Source organism: Celeribacter sp., from assembly GCF_048259695.1.
Taxonomy (GTDB): domain Bacteria; phylum Pseudomonadota; class Alphaproteobacteria; order Rhodobacterales; family Rhodobacteraceae; genus Celeribacter.
Genome location: NZ_JBLXHL010000003.1, coordinates 80,812 through 100,152, shown reverse-complemented (window position 1 = coordinate 100,152; position 19,341 = coordinate 80,812). Strand labels below are relative to the sequence as shown.

The window sequence follows — 19,341 nt, the reverse complement described above, 5'->3', positions numbered from 1 at the left end:
ATACCGCCAAATCGCGCCGCGGACCAGAGGGCTGTGCGCGGGTCTGTCCCCATCTTCATCGATGGTTCACAAATCTCTTGTCAAAATAGACCAAAGATGAAACTGGGGCGGCTTGGTTTCTCGCAACTGGAAAGAGACGGATATGACGGACAAAGCGCCCTTTGCCTTGGGTTGGGAAGAATGGGCCTCCCTGCCCGATCTCGGCCTGCCCGCCCTCAAGGTCAAAGTGGACACAGGGGCACGGACCTCGGCGCTGCATGCCTTTGACATCGAACCGTTCGGCCATGATGATGCGCCCAAGGTCCGCTTTAACGTCCATCCCGTCCCCGGACGCGAGGACATCACCATTTCGTGCTCCGCCGATGTGGTGGACCGCCGCGAGGTGACCTCATCCAATGGCGAAACCGAACTGCGCTATGTCATCGCCTCCGACATCAAAATGGGCGACCACATTTGGCCGATCGAGATCACCCTGACCAACCGCAACACCATGGCCTACCGCATGTTGCTCGGGCGTCAGGCGATCAGCGAAAACATGGTCATCACCCCGTCCGAGAGCTTTTGTCAGCCGCGTCTGGACAGCAGCGTCTATTTTTCATCGGCGATCCGTGCCTCCGGTCCCGCACGGGCCCTGCGCATCGCGGTCCTGTCGCGTGAACCCGACAGCTATTCCACACGGCGCCTCGTCGAAGAGGGCGAAAGGCGCGGCCACGTGGTCGAGGTGATCGACACCACGCGGTGCTACATGGCGATCAACGCAATGGCGCCCGAGATCTACTACGACGGGATGCGTCTGCCGCGCTATGACGCCGTCATTCCGCGGATCGGCGCGTCGATCACCTCCTATGGCACCGCCGTCATTCGCCAGTTCGAAACCATCGGCACCTTTTGCGTCAACGGATCGAGCGGCATCACCCAGTCGCGCGATAAATTGCAGGCCCATCAGGTGCTTGCCCGTTACCGTATCGGTATGCCCACCACCGCCTTTGCCGCCTCGCCCAAGGATACCGACAACCTGATCGCTCTGGCGGGTCAGGCACCACTGATCGTCAAACTGTTGGAAAGCACCCAAGGGCGCGGCGTGGTTCTGGCCGAAACCAAAAAAGCCGCACAATCGGTGATCTCCGCCTTTCGCGGGCTCAAAGCCAACTTCCTCGTACAGCATTTCGTAAAGGAAGCCTCGGGCGAGGATATCCGCTGTGTCGTGATCGACGGCAAGGTGGCGGTGGCGATCAAACGCACCTCCTCGGGCGGGGATTTCCGCTCCAACCTGCATCTGGGCGGCACCGCCACACCCGTGCGCATTTCCAAAGCCGAACGCGAGGCGGCCCTGCGCTCGGCCAAGGCGTTTGGCCTGCGCATTGCGGGGGTGGATTTGCTCCGTGCCGAGGATGGCCCAAAGGTGTTGGAGGTCAATTCCTCGCCGGGTTTCGAGGGGGCCGAAACCGCCACGGGCAAGAACATCGCGGGGTTGGTTTACGACATGATCGAGAAACGGATGCGCCCCGTTCCGGCACGAAAATCGCGCAAAGCGTCCTGATCATTTTTGAAAACTATTTTAAAACAAGGGCGTGGGGGTGAAATCTTCCCGCGTCCAAATGTGTCACACGAATGCACGAGACCCCTCTGGACCTCCGCCGTCTAAAAACCTATATCTTTGCTCAGGAATAACGTGAAAGCAGTAGATATGACCGACAGTGACAACCCCGTCGAAGGCACGCCCCTGATCAAACCCTCAAGCACGGATCACCCGTTGCATGAGGCCATCGTCGAGGCTTGTCGCACGGTGTATGACCCTGAGATTCCCGTGAATATTTATGACCTTGGCCTCGTCTATACGATTGAGATCAATGCCGAAAACGAAGTCAGTGTGATTATGACGCTGACCGCTGCGGGCTGTCCCGTTGCCGGTGAAATGCCCGGTTGGCTCGTGGATGCGATTGAACCCGTGGCCGGCGTGAAACACGTCGAGGTCGATCTGACGTGGGAGCCACCGTGGGGCATGGAAATGATGTCCGACGAGGCCCGTCTCGAACTGGGCTTTATGTAAACCGCCCAAGATCTGAGATGAACCATGAAAGCGCAGCCTAAAACGGCTGCGTTTTTCGTTTCGCAATCATTTTAGGATGCACCTTTACGCGCAACCTAAAAAGGTTGCATTCTGCGACACGCAACCTATATTGGATGCACCATGGTCACGCACACACGCAAGATAGCCGTCCTTACGGGCGATCTCGTCGGCTCCACCGCGTTGGGGCCGCAAAAAATCGAACAGGCGTTCGAGGCGCTCAAAGACTGCGCCGAGATGCAAGCCGCGTGGATGGGCGACAGCCTCCACTTCACCCGCCACCGCGGCGACGGGTGGCAAGTGGCCCTCACCGCGCCGAAATACGCGCTCAGGTCGGCATTGGCGTTTCGGGCCGCTCTGCGCAGTTTGGGCCGTGAGTTCGACAGCTACATCGGGATTGCGGAGGGGGAGATCGGGGCCACGATTTCAATGGATTTGAACGATGCCACGGGATCCGCATTTGTCGCATCCGGCCATTTACTGGACAAGGTATCACAACTGAGCACTACCGAAAAAATGGCCTATGGCCAAAACAAGGCCCTGAACGCAGTCGTTGTCCTTGCGGATCACATTTCCCAAGGGTGGACACCCGCCCAAGCCAGCGCAATTTTGCCCTACCTGAAGACTTTGGATGACCCATCATTCACAGATGTTGCAAAAGCACTCGGAAAATCACGGCAATCCATTACGAAATCCCTGGAAGCGGCGGCCCTCTCGCCCCTACGCATGGCACTGACAAGCCTTGAGAAAGGTCCCTATTTTGACTAGCCTCCTCGCCGCGCTGTTTCTCGCCCATGTCCTAGCCGATTACGTGTTTCAATCGGCGTGGATGGTGGCGCAGAAATCCAAATCCGAGACCTTGTTCCTGCACTTCCTGATCGTGCTTGGGGCGGCGATGGTTGCGACGGGGCAGCTCGCGGACCCGTGGATTTACCTGCTCGCGCTCGCGCACGTCATCATTGACTGGGTCAAAGCCAGATTTGCGGACGACGGCATTGCCGCCTATTTGGCCGATCAGGGCGCACATCTGGCCACGATCGGCGCCCTCGCCCTCATCGCACCCGATCTCTATGCAACGGGCCTGTGGGGAACGGCGCCCGCGTGGGTGGCGCACGCCATGCTCCTTGCGGCGGGGCTGATTTACACCACCCGCGCGGGCGGGTTTGCCGTGGGCAAGCTGATGCAACGGTTTGGCGACAGCCCGTTCACAACAACGCCCACCGGAACCGCGCAGGACGGCGAAAGCCTGCAAAACGGCGGCTTCTGGATCGGGGTGTTAGAGCGGGGCCTTATTTTCCTGATGCTCATCGGCCATATGCCCGCCGGCATCGGTTTTCTCGTCGCAGCGAAATCCGTGTTGCGGTTCGAGGCCACACAAGACACCAAAAAGGCCGAATGGGTGATTATAGGCACGCTTGCCTCGTTTGGATGGGCGATTGCGATCACAATCGGCGTGATTGCCCTACGCGATGCGCTTCCACCGCTTGAGATCATGCGCCCCACACCTTAGGTTAAAGGCGAAGGAGACATATATGTTTGGCATTCCCGGAAAGCAGGCGGTCGCGATGACCGACAAAGCAGCGGCGCAAATCGCAAAACTGATGGAGAAAGACGGCTCCAAAGGCTTGCGCATTGGCATCAAAAAAGGCGGCTGTGCGGGCATGGAATACACGATGGACTATGTCGACGAGATCGACCCGCTTGACGAGATCGTCGAGCAGGGCGGCGCACGGGTGATGATCGCACCCATGGCACAGATGTTCCTGTTCGGCACCGAAATCGACTACGAGGTCTCATTGCTCGAAAGCGGGTTCAAGTTCCGCAACCCCAACGTTGTGGATGCCTGCGGCTGTGGCGAGAGCATCAAGTTCGACGAAACCCTCGGACAGGCTGCGAAATAATGGCGATCACCGACGAAGAGCTCGCCTTTGCGCTTGAGCTGTTCGCGCCGCTTGGCGGTATCACCAAACGTAAAATGATGGGCGGCGCGTCAATCTATTGTGACGGGCAAATCTTTGCGATCCTGTCCGCCGATGGCCGTGTGTACATCAAGGCCAAAAACGCCTTGGCCGCCGAGATGGCCGCGGAAGGTGCGGAAAAATTCACCATGGAAGACGGGCGCGGGATGCATTACTGGACCCTGCCCGACAGCGCGTTGGACGACCCCGAGGCCGCCTGTGTCTGGGGCCGCAAGGCGCTCGCCGCAATCGAATAGCGCTACGGCTTATCCTTGAGGTGCAGGTAGGTTTGTTCAAACCGCCGCGTCAGATGCGCCCCTGCCGACATGGGCGGCGCTCCTGCGGGCGCGATATTGGTGTCGTAATTGGGATTGAAAAACAACGGCACGGAAATGCGTTCCTGCGCGGTGCCGCGCACACGGTGCAAGGTCGCTTTGACGCGGCCTTCGGTCCACATCTCCAACATCTCGCCGAAGTTGATCACAAAACGCCCCGGTGCTGCCGCGACCGCGTGCCATGCGCCATCACGCCCCAACACTTCCAACCCCGCCACACCGTCCGTGGCCAAGAGCGTCACGCAGCCATAGTCCGTATGCGCCGCGATGCCGAAATCCCTATCCCCCGCCCAATCGGGGCGCGCGGGATAGAAATTGCCACGCAACAGCGCCATCGGTTGGTCGAATTTGTCGTCGAAATACTGGACTGTCGAAGACTGCGCATCCTCCCCCATGACCGTGGCAATCGCGCGCAGAACCTGCATCGCCACATCCAAAGCCTGCGCATAATAGGTTTGCACCGCCGCGCGAAACCCCTCGGGGATCTCGGGCCACAGGTTGGGCGCATAGACCGCCAAATCGCTGCCCGCGATCTCATAGCCGCAATCAAACACCTCTTTGTAGTCGGGGTTGGCATCGGGATCGACCTGTTCGGACCGGGGCGCACCCCATCCACGGTTCGCCCCCGTGGCGGCCATGTCCACGGCGGCCTTCACCGCATAAGGTTGCGCGAAAAAGGCGCGGTAGGCGGCAATCACCGCCTCCACATCCGCCGCCGTAACACCCGTATTGTACACGGTCAGAAACCCCACATCACGCGCCCCGACGCGCAACGCCTCAAGCGCCTGTGCGTCCCCCGCCGTAACAGCGGCAAGGTCGATATCGGGGATCATTCGCGCATTCATGGGGGTCTCCTGTTGGTTGGCCCTTTGTGCGGGGTCGACCCGCGCAGGTCAAGGCAACGCTTGACTGTGCGGCCCGTGCTGCAATGATGCGCGCAACCAATCAGAAGGAACGCGACATGGCAGACTCACAGGCACGTAAACTCGCTGCGGGAAACTGGAAAATGAACGGGGTAAAGGCGTCACTGGCCGAGGCCACCGCCCTTGCACAGATGTTCCCAACCCCGACCGTGGGCGTTTTGCTCTGCCCTCCCGCCACATTGATCGCCCCTATGGCGGCGGCCCTATCGGGCACCAAGATCCGTGTCGGCGGTCAGGATTGCCACGCCAAACCCTCAGGCGCACATACGGGTGACATTTCGGCGGCGGCACTGGTGGATGCGGGCGCGGATTACGTGATCCTCGGCCACTCCGAACGCCGCGCCGATCACGGCGAAACCGACCACATGGTTGCCGGGAAAACACTGGCCGCATTCATGGCCGGACTGGCCCCCGTGGTCTGTGTCGGCGAAACATTGGCGCAACGCGAGGCGGGCGAGACGCTTGACGTGATCCGCCACCAATTGGCGGGGTCCCTGCCCGATGCCTCCGACCTCGACAAACTTGTGGTGGCCTATGAACCCGTCTGGGCCATCGGCACGGGCAAAGTTCCAACCCTCGCGCAGATTGCCGAAGTCCACGACGATATGCGGGCCACGTTGATCGCACGGTTCGGTGACGGCGCGGCGGCTATTCCATTGCTCTACGGTGGTTCGGTCAAGCCCTCGAACGCGGCGGAAATTTTCGCCACCTCCAACGTCGACGGCGCCCTTGTCGGTGGTGCCTCCTTGAAGGCGGCGGATTTCGCGGGCATCGTTTCGGCGTTGCAAGACGCATAAGCATCGCGCCGCATCCCTTTGAAACAAAAGAAAAGAGGGCCACGCGGCCCTCTTTTTCGTGGCCCCCAACGGTTAGTCGGCGGTCACATCGTGATCGTAAAGCCATGCGAATTTGTCCACCATCCGCTTGCCCGCCACGCGTCCCGCAAGGCGCAACCCCGCGTGCCCGACCAGACGGGTCGCCCCCTTGATGTGGTAGTTGCGGGCGTTGGTGTTGGCGGCTTCGATCACCTTGACCACCCGCGCACGGCGGCGCGCCTGATAGGCGGACAGGGCCTGCTCCAGTGGCAATTTGCCCAAACAATCGGCCAGAACCCACGCATCCTCAAGCGCCATATTGGCCCCCTGCGCCAGAAACGGCAGGGTCGGGTGCGCCGCATCCCCGACAAGGGCCGTGCGGTCCGAATGCCACCGCGCCGCCACAGGATGGCGAAACAACCCCCATCGCGACACGGTTTCAACCCGCGACAACAGCGCCTTGATCCCGGGACAGAAGTTGGCGAAATGGGTCATCATCTCGGCGGGATCACCGGTGTGGTGCCATCCCTCTTCGGTCCAGTCATCACGCTCCTCGACGGCCACGATGTTGATCATCGTCCCCCCGCGCAACGGATAGCTCACGACGTGGCGCCCCGCGGCGACATGCACCATTGCTGCGGCATCCTCGCCGCCCAGCGCGGGAACCGTCGCCCGCCACGCGGTCTGGCCGGTGAAAAACGGTTTGGCGGGGCCATTGAGCATCGGGCGCAGTTTGGAATGCAGCCCGTCCGCACCGATCACGATGTCATGGCGGGCCGTGGTCCCATCCGCAAAATGGATCGTCACCCCATCGCCATCGCCGTGGATATCCGCGACCGTATGCGACAGTGCGATGCGCACATCAATGTCGCGCGCGCCCTCGTGGAGCATGTCGATCAGGTCGGCGCGGTGAAACAGCAAAAACGCCGCATCCGGTTTGTGTTTGGCAAAATCGAGATGGAGGATTTGCGCCCCCATGTAACCGTCGATCAGGCGCACACCGCTTGAGCGCATCGCGTGAGCCGCGGGATCAAGCCCGAGACCGCGCAGCACCGCCACACCGTTGGGCGTGATCTGTAGCCCCGCGCCCACTTCGGTGATGGCGGGCGATTGTTCGTAGACGGTGACCAGGGCGCCGCGCAACGCCAGGGCCCGCGCTGTGGCCAATCCGGCAACACCCGCGCCCAAGACGGCGATATTCTGACCGATCAACATCCCAAGTCTCCTTACAATTGCGGGCGCAGATGCACGTCCCGTCGCACAAACGAAAAACACCGAAGCCCTGCTCCGGTGTTTGCCATACTCTCACGCCAATGTCAGCCGGACGAATTGCCGCGAACGGCACGGACCGGCATTACGTGTCGCGGTGAACTTTTTCGCGGCGCTCGTGGCGTTCTTGCGCCTCAAGCGTCATCGTCGCAATGGGGCGTGCATCCAGACGTTTGAGCGAAATCGGCTCGCCGGTCTTTTCGCAATAGCCGAACTCACCCTCGTCGATGCGGCGCAAAGCGGCTTCGATTTTGGTCACGAGTTTGCGTTGACGGTCACGGGTGCGCAGCTCCAGTGCGCGGTCGGTTTCCTCGGACGCGCGGTCAGCCACGTCGGGAATATTGCGCGTGCTGTCTTGCAATCCCTCGATGGTGTGACGGCCATCGTCTAACAGATCCATACGCCATGCTTCGAGTTTACGACGGAAATATTCAAGTTGGCGATCATTCATAAACGGCTCGTCCTCGGCGGGACGATAATCATCAGGCAGGAAATTTTCAGCCTTCATTTTGCTCACCTCTTTAACGCCAGCGACAGCCTCATCGTGTTGATTTGTCATCTAGCCACCTCCTAATCGCCGCCCGTTTACCCGCTTTTCCGGGGGATGTCACTACACGAAGTCAGCACGATTGTACCTTTGGCCCGCACTGGTATGATCGGTCGGGAATTGTTATCGCAAACCAACCCCTAAGGCGCATTTTATCCATGAAGTTCACCTCGACCGACCGCTATGTCGCCCCCCCTGATCTCTCCGTTGCCGTCAACGCCGCCATCGCGTTACAGCGCCCTTTGCTTGTCAAAGGCGAGCCCGGGACGGGCAAGACCGAACTGGCGCGTCAGGTGGCCGATGCGCTTGGTCTCGAGATGGTGGAGTGGTCGATCAAATCCACCACACGGGCGCAACAGGGCCTCTACGACTATGATGCCGTGTCGCGTCTGCGCGACAGCCAGTTGGGCGATCCACGGGTGGCAGATGTGTCCAACTATATCCGCAAGGGCAAGCTGTGGCAGGCCTTCGAGAGCGACAAACGTGTGGTCCTGCTCATCGACGAAATCGACAAGGCCGACATCGAGTTTCCCAACGATCTGTTGCAGGAACTCGACAAGATGGAGTTTCACGTCTACGAGACGGGCGAGATGGTGCGGGCCAGACATCGCCCCGTGATCATCATCACCTCCAATAACGAAAAAGAACTGCCGGATGCGTTTTTGCGCCGCTGTTTCTTTCACTACATCCGCTTTCCCGACGAGGCCGTGATGCGTCAGATCGTTGGCGTGCATTTCCCACAGATCAAGGAACGGCTTTTGGCGACCGCCCTCACCCGGTTCTACGAGATTCGCGACACCCAAGGGCTCAAGAAAAAGCCATCGACCTCCGAAGTGCTCGACTGGCTCAAGCTGTTGTTGGCCGAGGACCTCACCCCCGAGGATCTCAAACGCGACGGGGTAAACGCGCTGCCCAAACTGCACGGCGCGCTGCTCAAGAACGAACAGGACGTCGCTTTGTTTGAACGCCTCGCCTTTATGGCACGGGGGCAACGCTGATGCTCTCGATCCGTCCCCTCGCCCCCTCTGATCGTGCGGCATGGGCGCCCTTGTGGGCGGGGTATCTGGCCTTTTACGAAAGCTCCGTGGCCCGCGCCGTTACCGATGCCACCTTTGCACGGCTCACCGATCCGCACGCCACCGAGCGCGGGGCCTTTGTGGCCGAGTTGGACGGCACGGTCGCGGGCTTTGTCCATTACATTTACCACGCGCACAACTGGCACGCAGGGGACGTGTGTTACCTGCAAGACCTCTATGTCTCCGATACCGCCCGCGGCAACGGGGCCGCCCGCGCCCTGATCGAGGCCGTATATGCGGCGGCGGATGCCAATGGCACCCCGAGCGTCTATTGGATGACCCAGAAATTCAACCACACCGCCCGCGCCCTTTATGACCGCATCGGCACCAAGACCCCCTTTATCAAATATGCACGGACCACCTGATGCTACACGTCCTGACCCATGACATTCTGCCCGTCTTTTCGATGTTGGCCCTCGGTTTTGTGTTGGGGCGCATGGGCAAGGTCAGCTTTGACGAGGCCCGCGCCGTCAACCGCATTGCCTTTATCGTGCTGCAACCTGCGTTGATCTTTCCGCTGATCGCAGCCCTGTCCGTTGCCGCGTTCGATTTCCGGACCATGGCGCTCTACGGCCTGTGTCAGGCGGTGCTGTTTGTCATCGGCTATCTTGTGGCCCGTCATGTGTTCAAACGGGACCACCTTGAGGCATGGTTGTTGGGGATGACGGTCATTTTCGTCAATTCGCTGCTGTATATCCTGCCGATTTCGATCCTGATCTATGGCGAGGGCGGAGGCTCGTTGCCGATCAAGGCCCTTGTGGCGTGGGACACGGCGTTCTTATTCGCCTTTTTCATCATCACCACCGATGTCATGGCGGGCGGCACCTCGGCTATGGTCTCGCTCAAACGGATTTCGCTTAATCCTGTCCTTCTGGCGATTGTGATCGGCGTTGCGGTCAATGTCTCGGGACTTGGGGTCCCTGCACCGCTGCTCACGGCCATGCACTTTGCCGGTCCTGCGGCGGCCCCGCTGACGCTGTTTGCGCTCGGGGTGATCCTGTCGGGGCATGCGATCATGCCGTCCCCCACCGTGGCGGGGCTCAGCGCGCTGAAACTGTTCGGCTTTCCCCTTGCCGTGTTTGCCGCCCTTACGGTGTTTCCCGCCGTCACCGATCAATGGCACACGCTCTATATCCTCGGCGCCGCAGGCCCGTCGGGTGCCATGGCGTTTTCCCTCGCCATGTTGCACGGCATTCGCACCGATGCGATTGCGCCCGTGGTGATCTGGACCTCGATCCTGTCGCTCGTCTCATTGGCGGTTCTGGCCTAAGGTCACACGCCGACGTGACCACATTGGTGCAATCGCACTGGTGTTTGGCCCTACGGCTTTGCTACAGTTAGAAAAACCGACCCAAAGAGGCCGAGCATGTCAGCGACCCTACCCCTCACGCGCCGCACCGCGCGTCGCCCGCGCCGCGTCCGTCTGGCCGCACTCGGCCTGGGTCTGATGACCCTTGTCGCCTGCGGGGCGCCCGAGATGCGCGAACCGCGTGGCCGGACCGGCCCTGCGCCAGTCGAAGTCAGCGCGCTGCGCATGGATCTGCCACCGATGAAGCGGTTCACATCCGCGCCCGAGACCACGCCGCGCCGCTCCAACGCCCAAATGGCACAGGATTTCATGGACCTGTCGTTCCGTCTGGAAACGGGCGCGACCCTACCTGTGTTCTCGCGCTTCGAGGGACCGATATCGGTCCGCGTGGTGGGGGCGCGGGTGCCGCCCTCGCTCAACGCCGATCTGGGCGACCTGCTCGGGCGGCTCAAGCGCGAGGCGGGTCTGGACATCACGCTTGTGTCGCGCAGCGCCCCCGCCGCCATTACCATCGAACTGGTTCCCGCCGCGGCATTCCGCAAACGTGCGCCCAACACCGCGTGCATCGCCGCCGCGGATGTGTCGGGGTGGTCCGAGTTCCGCACCGCCCGCGCCGCCTCATGGACCACCGTACGCACCCGCACCCGTGCCGCGATCTTTATCCCCACGGGCGGCACACCACAGGATATGCGCGACTGCCTGCACGAGGAACTGGCCCAGGCGCTCGGACCGCTCAACGACCTGTTCCGCCTGCCCGACAGCGTGTTCAACGATGACAATTTCCATTCCGTCCTCACAGGGTTCGACATGTTGATGCTGCGTGCGACCTACGCGCCCGAATTGCGCTCCGGTCTGACCGCCGAACAGGTCGCCGCCCTCATCGGACCGCTGCTTGACCGTCTCAACCCCGCAGGGCGCGGCGGCGGGGTGGCTCCGGTCGACACCACCCCGGCCGACTGGATTGCCAATGTGACGCGCGCCATGGAGGGCGGTGCGCTCTCCGCACGGCGCACCGCCGCCGCCCGCGCCGTGTCCATCGCCCGAAGCCGGGGATGGACCGACACCCGTGCGGGACTGTCGTTCTTTTTGCTTGGGCGCTTGCAACAGGGTCAGGACACCAACGCCGCGCGCACCAACCTTGATCAGGCCCGCCGCCTGTTTGCAGGCTCATCGCTAACAGACATCGCCGCCGCCCATACCACGCTGCAACTGGCCGCCGTCGATCTGGTACGGGGCGATTACGCCACCGCCCTTGACCGCCTCGACCCCGCCATTGCCGCCGCCACCCGCGCCCAGAACGCCGCCCTGTTGTCATCACTGATGCTCACCAAGGCCGAAATTCTGGTACGGACGGGACGGGCGGGCGAAGCACAGCCTGTGCGCCTCGACAGTTTGGGGTGGGCGCGGTATGGGTTTGGATCGGACCGCGATGTGTTTGCGCATATTGCCGAAATTCAGGCCCTCGCCCGCTGACGATCCCGCTGCGGACACAGGCCAAGACACGCTCAACCAAGACACGCTCAACAAGGAGCCAGACATGATCGTAATCCTTCTCTTCGTGATCGGTGCCACACTCGGGTGGCGCACCGCCGCCAAACGTCAGGGCGACCGCTTGGACAAGCTGCAATATGCCACCGCCTACAGCATTGCCTTTTCCATTGCGGGCCTGATCATCACCGTGTTGCTCGAACGGGTCCTGTAAGGGCCACGCGCGATGTTCCTGCCGTTCTTCGAGCGCCTCCGGCGCGAAGCCATCCCCGTCAGCTTGCGCGAATACCTCGCGTTTCTGGAGGGGATGCAGGCGGGGCTTGTGACCTATGACATTGACGGATTTTACTATTTCGCCCGCGCCGCGATGGTCAAGGACGAACGCCACCTAGACAAATTCGACCGCGCTTTTTCCGCGTCTTTCGAAGGACTTGAGAGCCTAAGTTCAGACGACGTATTAAATGCGGTTGATCTGCCCGACGCGTGGCTGCGCCGCGAGGCCGAAAAATTCCTGTCCCCGCAAGAGCTCGACGAGATCGAGCGTCTGGGCGGGTTCGACAAATTGATGGAGACGCTCAAACAACGCCTCGCCGAGCAAAAGGGTCGCCATCAGGGCGGCAACAAATGGATCGGCACAGGCGGCACCTCACCGTTCGGGGCCTACGGGTCCAATCCCGAGGGCGTGCGCATCGGCCAGGACCGCTCGCGCCATGGTCGCGCCGTCAAGGTCTGGGACAAACGCGATTTCAGGAACCTCGACGACAGTGTGGAACTTGGCACCCGCAACATAAAAGTGGCGATGAAACGTCTGCGCAAATGGGCGCGTGACGGCGCACATGAGGAACTTGACCTCGACGGCACCATTCGCGCCACCGCCGAACACGGCTACCTCGATGTGAAAACCCGCCCCGAGCGGCGCAACGCGGTCAAGGTGTTGATGTTCTTTGATGTCGGCGGCTCGATGGACGGCCATATCAAAGTGGTGGAGGAGTTGTTTTCGGCCGCCCGCACCGAGTTCAAACACCTCGAATATTTCTACTTTCACAACTGCCTGTATGAGGGCGTGTGGCGCGACAATGCGCGGCGGTGGTCGGCGCAGATCCCCACGCGCGAGGTGTTCAATACCTTCGGGCGCGATTACAAGGTGATCTTTGTCGGTGATGCCTCAATGAGCCCCTACGAGATCGCCATGCGCGGCGGTGCGAACGAGCACTGGAACGAAGAGGCCGGTGCGCTGTGGCTCGCCCGCGCCCGCGAAACATGGCCCGATCACCTGTGGCTCAACCCCGTCCCCGAACACCATTGGGACTACACCCAATCCATCGGCATGATCCGCGACATCTTCGAGGACCGCATGGTGCCGATGACCCTCGATGGTTTGGAGCGCGGATTTAAGACACTGGGCAAATAGAACTCCGGGCAAATAGTGCCGAAAACAATCCCCGTTGCGACGGAACTGCGTTAATCTCGCGTTCAACCCTGATATGAGACACCCGACACCATGATACATCACATCAAACGCCTCTGGGCCGCTGCCCCGCTCGCCACCGCCGCTCTCATCGGCGCATCGGTCTTTGCGCTGTTCTTTGTCATCCGCCTCTCGGTGGCGATGCTGCTGTGGCACAATAGCGATCACCGCGAAAAGGATATCGAGGCATGGATGACACCCGGGTTCATCTCACATGCGTTCAACGTCCCCCACGAAATCATTCTGGAGGCCGTCGACGCGCCCGTGCCGCCCCCCGCAGGGCGCATGAGTCTGGACGAGATCGCCGGGTACCGCAACGTTGAGGTCTCCACACTGATCACGGCGGCGCAAACGGCCGTGGCGACCTTTCACGCCAACCGCAAAGCGGGCAGCGACAGGGGGCCTGATGACCGATAGCATTTTTGCCGCCGTCACGGCCTACGGCGTGTGGGGCGTCATGCTCGCGTCCTTTTTGTCGTGCCTGCTGATCCCGATCCCGACCTCGTTGATGATGCTCGCCGCGGGTGCCTTGGCCGCGTCGGGGGACATCGATATCGCCCCATTGATCATGGCCACCTTTGCCGGTGCGGTCATGGGCGATCAAACGGGGTTCTTTATCGGTCGCACAGGTGGCGCACGGGTTCTGGCGCGCCTTGGCGCACGCTCCCCCGCCCGCCGGTCGGTGATTGCCCGCGCAGAGGCCCTCGTTGACCGGCGCGGCGGCGTTGGCGTGTTCTTTTCGACATGGGCCGTGGCGCCACTCGGCCCATACGTGAACATCGCCTCGGGGGCTGCGCGCCTGCCGTGGGTGCGGTTCACCGTGGCCGACATTCTGGGCGAAATGATTTGGGTCAACGCCTATGTCTGGACCGGCTACGTCTTTGCCAACAACATCTCCGAGGTCAGCACACTGATGTCCGATGTGATCGGCCTGTTGGTGGCAACGGTTGTCGCCGCCGTGGCACTCTATTGGGCCAAAGGGGTCCTGAAGGCACAAAAACTCAAACGCGGTTGAAACGCCCCTTTTCTCTGCGCGGCCTTACCCCCATATTCAAACCATGTTGAAATTTACCCCGATCCTTCTGGCCATTGCCTATGCGCTTGTCATGTACCGGTTTTCGGTCTGGCGCACGACGCGCGAGTTGAACGAGAAATCCGCCGAACTGGCCGATGCGCAATTGCGTCCCGTGTTTGCCCGTCTGGCCGAGGCGCTCGACATCCCGAAGGTCAAGGTCCACCTCTACGACATCGAGCCCGTCAACGGGTTGGCGGCTCCGGACGGGCGCGTGTTCATCACCCGCGGGTTCTACCAGAAATTCCGTCAGGGCGAGATCTCGGCCGAGGAAATGGCATCTGTCATTGCCCATGAGTTGGGTCACGTGGCTTTGGGCCATTCGCGCCGCCGGATGATTGATTTCTCGGGCCAAAACGCCATCCGCACCGCGTTGGCCATGGTCCTTGGGCGGTTCTTGCCCGGCATCGGCACCTATATCGCCAACGCCGTGGCCTCGCTTCTGGCCGCACGGCTGTCACGTCAGGACGAATACGAGGCGGACGCCTATGCCTCGGCGTTGATGGTCAAGGCGGGGTTTGGCACCGCACCGCAAAAGTCGCTGTTTGTGAAACTGAACACCCTGACGGGGGCCGGCGGCGCGAAAACGCCCGCATGGTTCACGAGCCACCCCAAATCCGACGACCGGATCAAGGCGATCGAAGCCAATGAGGCAAAGTGGGGCGTGTGAGGCGTGTGAGACGGGCCTAGGAACAAAGCGCCTTGCCAAGCTTGGGCAACCGCGCCTTTTTGAGCAAGGCACGCATCTCCCATGGTTGTCCCGACAGACGTTCCGCCGTTTGGCGCACCTGCGCGACCGCGTGGGACACATCCTCGGGATGGTGGCTCCATATTTCCCACAAGAACCCGTCGGGGTCGCGCCGCGTTAGCCCCTCTTCGGCGAGAACATGACGCGGAAAATCCTTGGCGTTCATGGTGACGATCACGTCTGCGTTGCCTTTAACGGCGGCCGCGAGCACGTGAATGTCGTTCTCGTCACTCAGGTACAACCGCCGCTCTATGCCCTGATAATCAACCACGGCGGCCTTGGGCCATGCCGCCCGCACGAGGGCCACCTCGGCGCGGGCCTGTGCCTCGCCCGTGGGACCGATTTTGCGGGCGGCACGCGCCCATTCTTCCAGAATGCGGTCCGACCAAAGGGGGGTAAAATGCCCTTTGGCCGCGACCGATAACAACACTTCGCGCATCACCGTCGGGTAAAGCACGCAAGCGTCAAGCAGCACTTTCACGGCATCAGCCGGTAGAACAGTGCCTTGAGATAACCGCTTTCGGCCAGTTGTGGCATCAACGGGTGATCGGCACCGGCGAAACCGGTGTGGATCAGTTGCGCGGAGCGGGCAGCGCGGCCAATGCCACGGTTGCACGCGGAACGGAATTTCTCCAGATCGGCGGCGTGCGAACACGAACACAGACCCAGATACCCGCCCTCTTTGACCAGAGGTGCGGCCATGCGCGCCACGCGCTCATAGGCGCGAAGCCCCTTTTCAAGCGTGTTTTTGGACGGTGCAAACGCGGGCGGATCACAGATCACCACGTCGAACAACTCGCCCTCCTCACGCAGGGCGGCCATCATGTCAAAGGCGTCGCCCTTGCGGATGATCAGGCGATCAGAGGCGCCCATTGCGGCGGCGCCCGCTTCGGCCAAGGCCAGTGCGGAGGCAGAACTGTCGACCGCCACCGCCTGTGTCGCGCCACCCGAAAGCGACGCCAAAGCGAACCCACCGACATGGGAAAACACGTCGAGGACGCGCTTGCCCTTGGCGAGGCGTTGGGTAAAGGCGTGGTTGGGGCGTTGATCGTAGAACAGGCCGGTTTTCTGGCCGCCCATGATATCGGCCATATAGGTGGCCCCGTTCATCGACACGGCGATGGGTTCGGGGGCCTCACCCATAATGATGTCGGTTTTTTCGTCGAGCCCTTCGAGGGAGCGCGCGCGCCCTGTGCCGTTCATCACCACCGTGCTCAGGCCCGCCACTTTGGCGAGGGCGGCACACAGCGGCGCAATCATCACATCGGCCCACGCGGCGTTGGGTTGCACCACCGCCGTGTCGCCAAACCGGTCGATCACCACACCCGGCAGGCCATCGGCCTCGGCGTGAACCAAACGGTAGAACGGCTGATCGAACAGGGTTTCGCGATGCGCAAGCGCCGCCGTCAGACGGGCCTCGAACCACGCCTGATCAATCTGCGCGTCAGGATCACGGTCAAGAACCCGCGCCACAATGCGCGAATTCGGGTTTACGGCCACAAGGGCAAGAAACCGGCGCTCTTCATCCTCGAGGCGCGCAATGCTGCCTGCGGGGATTGATTTGGTGCGGCGGTCCATCACCAGTTCGTTGTCATAGACCCAAGGCGCCCCGTGCCGGATGGCACGCGCGTTTGATTTGGGTTTGAGACGAATGGTGGAAAAAGAAGAAGAGGGATGCGTCATACATCCCTCTTATCTTTGTCTATTGACCTGCGAAAGGGGCCAGTCGCCCATTGCGCTATGATTTTAGCGATAAAACGCGTAGACTGTCCCGAAAGACTTAGGCCAGTTTGCCGTTCACGGTTGCTTTGGTTGCGAAACGGGCGCGGAACCATGCCGCAATAGATTTGCCCATGTCGCGGGCGGCTTCGGCACGCAACTGGTGTGCGCGGGCTTCGATGTCGGCGAAAGAAACGTATGTGCGATTGTCCATTTGGAGTATCCTCTTTGGTCTTCGGTTTCATTTTGGACCGGGGCGGGAGCATCGTGTGGCGTCTCGCCCTGTCCGTTGAATACAACATAGGTCACACAATCTGACATAACCACTGACCGTTCCGAATGCCCGTTATGCACCTGCAGCATCGCTCCCTAACAAAGTGCAAACCTCGCGATCCGCTCCCCCGCGACCGCCACAGAACGCCCTGCGCACCTGTCGATCTGAAACGGGTGGACATTTCCACACGACCGCGCTAGTTAGCGCTAACACGTGACAGTTTAGCGCTAACGAACAGTATATATCCTGTCTGTAGGGGCAATCGAGGACACCTGCGCACCGCCTCGCCTCGCCCTCCCCCACATCGGGTGCGCACCCGAATGACCCGACCCGCGTTCAAACCGCTTTGTACATAAAGGCTCCCCCATGTCGCTCAACGCCACAATCGCCGCCGTCACCCAACGCATCATCGACCGCTCCCGTCCGACCCGCGAGGTCTACCTCGCGCGGATGACAAAAGCGGCGGAGGACGGCCCCGTGCGTGCGCACCTCACCTGCGGCAACCAGGCCCACGCCTATGCGGCCATGGGCGAGGACAAGGCAGCACTGGCGGGCGGTCGCGCCCCCAACCTCGGGATTATCACCGCCTACAACGACATGCTGTCGGCGCATAAACCCTATGAGCGCTTCCCCGACCTGATCCGCGCCGCCGCACGCGAGGCCGGAGGCACCGCACAGGTCGCGGGCGGTGTGCCCGCCATGTGTGATGGCGTCACCCAGGGCCAACCCGGCATGGAGTTGTCGCTGTTCTCGCGCGACACCATCGCCCTGGCCGCAAGCGTTGGCCTGTCGCACAACTGTTTTGATAGCGCGCTGTACCTCGGGGTCTGCGATAAAATCGTCCCCGGTCTGGTGATGGCCGCCGCCACCTTCGGCCATATCCCATCCGTATTCGTGCCTGCGGGGCCGATGGCCTCGGGCCTGCCCAACGATGAAAAAGCCAAGGTACGCCAACAGTTTGCCACGGGCGAAGTGGGCCGCGACAAGTTGATGGAGGCCGAAATGGCCTCCTATCACGGCATCGGCACCTGTACCTTTTACGGCACCGCCAACACCAACCAGATGCTGATGGAAATCATGGGGCTGCACCTGCCGGGCGCGTCCTTTGTGAACCCTGAAACCGACCTGCGCGATGCGCTGACCAAAGCGGCGGCGAAACGTGCGATGGAGATCACCGCCCTTGGCAACGATTTCCGCCCTGCGGGTCACATCCTTGACGAGAAAGCCTTTGTAAACGGTCTTGTCGGCCTGATGGCCACGGGCGGCTCCACCAACCTTGTGCTGCACCTGCCGGCAATGGCGCGTGCCGCAGGGATCATCCTCGACCTACAGGATTTCTCCGACATTTCCGAGGTCACCCCGCTGATGGCAAAGGTCTATCCCAACGGGTTGGCCGATGTGAACCATTTCCACGCAGCGGGCGGTCTGGGCTATATGATCGGTGAGCTACTGGGCGCGGGTCTGTTGCACGAGGATGTGAAAACCATCGCCGGAGACGGGCTTGGCCTTTATACCAAAGAGCCGAAACTGCTCAACGACGAGGTGGTGTTTGTCGACGGGACCAAAGAGAGCCTGAATGACAAGATCCTGCGCCCCGTTGCCGATGCGTTCCAGAAAACGGGCGGCCTGAAAGAGTTGAAAGGCAATATCGGGCGCGGCGTGATGAAGGTCTCCGCCGTGGCACCCGAGCGGCGCATCGTCGAGGCGAAAGCCCGCGTGTTCCACGATCAGCGCGATGTCAAACCGGCGTTTCAGGCGGGCGAGTTTACCGAGGACACCGTGGTCGTGGTCCGGTTTCAGGGGCCGCGTGCCAACGGGATGCCCGAACTGCACTCGCTCACGCCCACCCTCGCCGTTTTGCAAGACCGCGGGTTGAAAGTGGCGCTTGTCACCGACGGGCGCATGTCGGGCGCATCGGGCAAAGTGCCTGCGTGCATCCATGTCTCGCCCGAGGCCCTCACAGGCGGCGCGATTGCCAAAATCCGTGACGGCGACATGGTGCGCGTCGATGCCGTGGCCGGCACGCTCGAAGTGCTCGAAGAGGGGTTTGACGCCCGCGAACCCGCCACCGCCGATTTGTCCGCCAACGCATTCGGCATCGGCCGCGAATTGTTCGACATTTTCCGCCAGAACGCGGGCAACGCCACCGAAGGCGCCGCCTCCATCCTGTGAGGCCCGCGCCCCGCGGGGCGCCCGATACGCCGTTGAGGGGCATCGGGCGCGCTTGGCCCTTGACCCGCGCGGCCCTTTGGGGTTGTTAGGGCTAACAGTT

General features: G+C 61.5%; 23 protein-coding genes. 17 read left to right on the top strand and 6 right to left on the bottom strand.

The window, feature by feature from the left end; translation table 11 throughout:
* Window positions 1-142 precede the first annotated feature (142 nt).
* The 6 genes from rimK to ACN0Q0_RS06350 all read left to right on the top strand — a co-directional run bounded on the left by rimK (window position 143) and on the right by ACN0Q0_RS06350 (window position 4,283).
* Window positions 143-1,540: a 30S ribosomal protein S6--L-glutamate ligase gene (gene rimK, locus ACN0Q0_RS06375; protein ID WP_417242550.1), complete on the top strand. Its 1,398-nt coding sequence runs from the start codon at window positions 143-145 to the stop codon at window positions 1,538-1,540.
* 147 nt (window positions 1,541-1,687) lie between these two features.
* A complete protein-coding gene (locus ACN0Q0_RS06370; protein WP_417242549.1) occupies window positions 1,688-2,050 on the top strand; it encodes an SUF system Fe-S cluster assembly protein in 363 nt (120 codons plus the stop codon).
* A gap of 141 nt (window positions 2,051-2,191) precedes the next feature.
* Complete coding sequence (locus tag ACN0Q0_RS06365) at window positions 2,192-2,836, top strand: hypothetical protein (RefSeq protein ID WP_417242548.1); 645 nt, start codon at window positions 2,192-2,194, stop codon at window positions 2,834-2,836.
* Entirely contained in the window at window positions 2,829-3,578 is a 750-nt protein-coding gene (locus tag ACN0Q0_RS06360) for a DUF3307 domain-containing protein (protein ID WP_417242547.1), read from the top strand. The genes ACN0Q0_RS06365 and ACN0Q0_RS06360 overlap by 8 nt, the downstream gene beginning before the upstream one ends.
* A gap of 22 nt (window positions 3,579-3,600) precedes the next feature.
* A complete protein-coding gene (locus tag ACN0Q0_RS06355; RefSeq protein ID WP_417242546.1) occupies window positions 3,601-3,969 on the top strand; it encodes a HesB/IscA family protein in 369 nt (122 codons plus the stop codon).
* The gene (locus ACN0Q0_RS06350; RefSeq protein WP_417242545.1) at window positions 3,969-4,283 is read left to right on the top strand and encodes a TfoX/Sxy family protein; all 315 of its coding nucleotides are present in this window, start codon (window positions 3,969-3,971) and stop codon (window positions 4,281-4,283) included. The genes ACN0Q0_RS06355 and ACN0Q0_RS06350 overlap by 1 nt, the downstream gene beginning before the upstream one ends.
* Before the next feature lie 2 nt (window positions 4,284-4,285).
* Here ACN0Q0_RS06350 and ACN0Q0_RS06345 read toward each other — a convergent pair whose 3' ends face one another.
* Entirely contained in the window at window positions 4,286-5,194 is a 909-nt protein-coding gene (locus ACN0Q0_RS06345) for an isopenicillin N synthase family dioxygenase (RefSeq protein ID WP_417242866.1), read from the bottom strand.
* 128 nt (window positions 5,195-5,322) lie between these two features.
* Between ACN0Q0_RS06345 and tpiA the strand changes: the two genes are divergently transcribed.
* Window positions 5,323-6,081: a triose-phosphate isomerase gene (gene tpiA / locus ACN0Q0_RS06340; protein ID WP_417242544.1), complete on the top strand. Its 759-nt coding sequence runs from the start codon at window positions 5,323-5,325 to the stop codon at window positions 6,079-6,081.
* A 72-nt stretch (window positions 6,082-6,153) separates the two neighbouring features.
* On the opposite strand, the gene ACN0Q0_RS06335 is transcribed toward tpiA, so the two are convergent.
* Both ACN0Q0_RS06335 and dksA read right to left on the bottom strand, forming a co-directional pair.
* On the bottom strand, window positions 6,154-7,314 hold the full coding sequence (locus ACN0Q0_RS06335) for an FAD-dependent monooxygenase (protein ID WP_417242543.1): 1,161 nt from the start codon (window positions 7,312-7,314) through the stop codon (window positions 6,154-6,156).
* Window positions 7,315-7,453: 139 nt separating this feature from the next.
* Window positions 7,454-7,876: an RNA polymerase-binding protein DksA gene (dksA, locus tag ACN0Q0_RS06330; protein WP_417242865.1), complete on the bottom strand. Its 423-nt coding sequence runs from the start codon at window positions 7,874-7,876 to the stop codon at window positions 7,454-7,456.
* Window positions 7,877-8,073: 197 nt separating this feature from the next.
* Here dksA and ACN0Q0_RS06325 point away from each other — a divergent pair, with 197 nt between their 5' ends.
* The 9 genes from ACN0Q0_RS06325 (at window position 8,074) to ACN0Q0_RS06285 (ending at window position 14,998) form a co-directional block, all read left to right on the top strand.
* Window positions 8,074-8,913: an AAA family ATPase gene (locus ACN0Q0_RS06325; RefSeq protein WP_417242542.1), complete on the top strand. Its 840-nt coding sequence runs from the start codon at window positions 8,074-8,076 to the stop codon at window positions 8,911-8,913.
* On the top strand, window positions 8,913-9,356 hold the full coding sequence (locus tag ACN0Q0_RS06320; RefSeq protein WP_417242541.1) for a GNAT family N-acetyltransferase: 444 nt from the start codon (window positions 8,913-8,915) through the stop codon (window positions 9,354-9,356). The genes ACN0Q0_RS06325 and ACN0Q0_RS06320 overlap by 1 nt, the downstream gene beginning before the upstream one ends.
* The gene (locus tag ACN0Q0_RS06315; RefSeq protein ID WP_417242540.1) at window positions 9,356-10,261 is read left to right on the top strand and encodes an AEC family transporter; all 906 of its coding nucleotides are present in this window, start codon (window positions 9,356-9,358) and stop codon (window positions 10,259-10,261) included. The genes ACN0Q0_RS06320 and ACN0Q0_RS06315 overlap by 1 nt, the downstream gene beginning before the upstream one ends.
* Window positions 10,262-10,357: 96 nt before the next feature.
* Window positions 10,358-11,773: a DUF2927 domain-containing protein gene (locus tag ACN0Q0_RS06310; protein WP_417242539.1), complete on the top strand. Its 1,416-nt coding sequence runs from the start codon at window positions 10,358-10,360 to the stop codon at window positions 11,771-11,773.
* Window positions 11,774-11,837: 64 nt separating this feature from the next.
* Window positions 11,838-12,002 (top strand): apolipoprotein acyltransferase, encoded by a 165-nt coding sequence (locus ACN0Q0_RS06305; RefSeq protein ID WP_417242538.1) that lies wholly within the window; start codon window positions 11,838-11,840, stop codon window positions 12,000-12,002.
* Window positions 12,003-12,014: 12 nt separating this feature from the next.
* Window positions 12,015-13,199: a vWA domain-containing protein gene (locus tag ACN0Q0_RS06300; RefSeq protein ID WP_417242537.1), complete on the top strand. Its 1,185-nt coding sequence runs from the start codon at window positions 12,015-12,017 to the stop codon at window positions 13,197-13,199.
* A gap of 90 nt (window positions 13,200-13,289) precedes the next feature.
* Window positions 13,290-13,673, top strand: coding sequence for a hypothetical protein (locus tag ACN0Q0_RS06295; RefSeq protein ID WP_417242536.1), 384 nt, complete (start codon window positions 13,290-13,292; stop codon window positions 13,671-13,673).
* Entirely contained in the window at window positions 13,663-14,271 is a 609-nt protein-coding gene (locus ACN0Q0_RS06290; protein WP_417242535.1) for a DedA family protein, read from the top strand. Before ACN0Q0_RS06295 ends, ACN0Q0_RS06290 begins: the two co-directional genes overlap by 11 nt.
* 43 nt (window positions 14,272-14,314) lie before the next feature.
* Window positions 14,315-14,998, top strand: coding sequence for a M48 family metallopeptidase (locus tag ACN0Q0_RS06285; RefSeq protein ID WP_417242534.1), 684 nt, complete (start codon window positions 14,315-14,317; stop codon window positions 14,996-14,998).
* Between the two features lie 16 nt (window positions 14,999-15,014).
* Here ACN0Q0_RS06285 and ACN0Q0_RS06280 read toward each other — a convergent pair whose 3' ends face one another.
* The 3 genes from ACN0Q0_RS06280 to ACN0Q0_RS06270 form a co-directional block, all read right to left on the bottom strand.
* Entirely contained in the window at window positions 15,015-15,557 is a 543-nt protein-coding gene (locus ACN0Q0_RS06280) for an RSP_2648 family PIN domain-containing protein (RefSeq protein WP_417242533.1), read from the bottom strand.
* Complete coding sequence (locus ACN0Q0_RS06275) at window positions 15,554-16,759, bottom strand: RSP_2647 family RNA methyltransferase (protein ID WP_417242532.1); 1,206 nt, start codon at window positions 16,757-16,759, stop codon at window positions 15,554-15,556. Before ACN0Q0_RS06275 ends, ACN0Q0_RS06280 begins: the two co-directional genes overlap by 4 nt.
* Before the next feature lie 97 nt (window positions 16,760-16,856).
* Window positions 16,857-17,009 carry an RSP_7527 family protein gene (locus ACN0Q0_RS06270; RefSeq protein WP_417242531.1) on the bottom strand — a complete coding sequence of 51 codons (153 nt, stop codon included), beginning with the start codon at window positions 17,007-17,009 and terminating at the stop codon, window positions 16,857-16,859.
* 426 nt (window positions 17,010-17,435) lie between these two features.
* Between ACN0Q0_RS06270 and edd the strand changes: the two genes are divergently transcribed.
* Entirely contained in the window at window positions 17,436-19,241 is a 1,806-nt protein-coding gene (gene edd, locus ACN0Q0_RS06265) for a phosphogluconate dehydratase (RefSeq protein ID WP_417242530.1), read from the top strand.
* The last annotated feature ends 100 nt before the right edge of the window (window positions 19,242-19,341 follow it).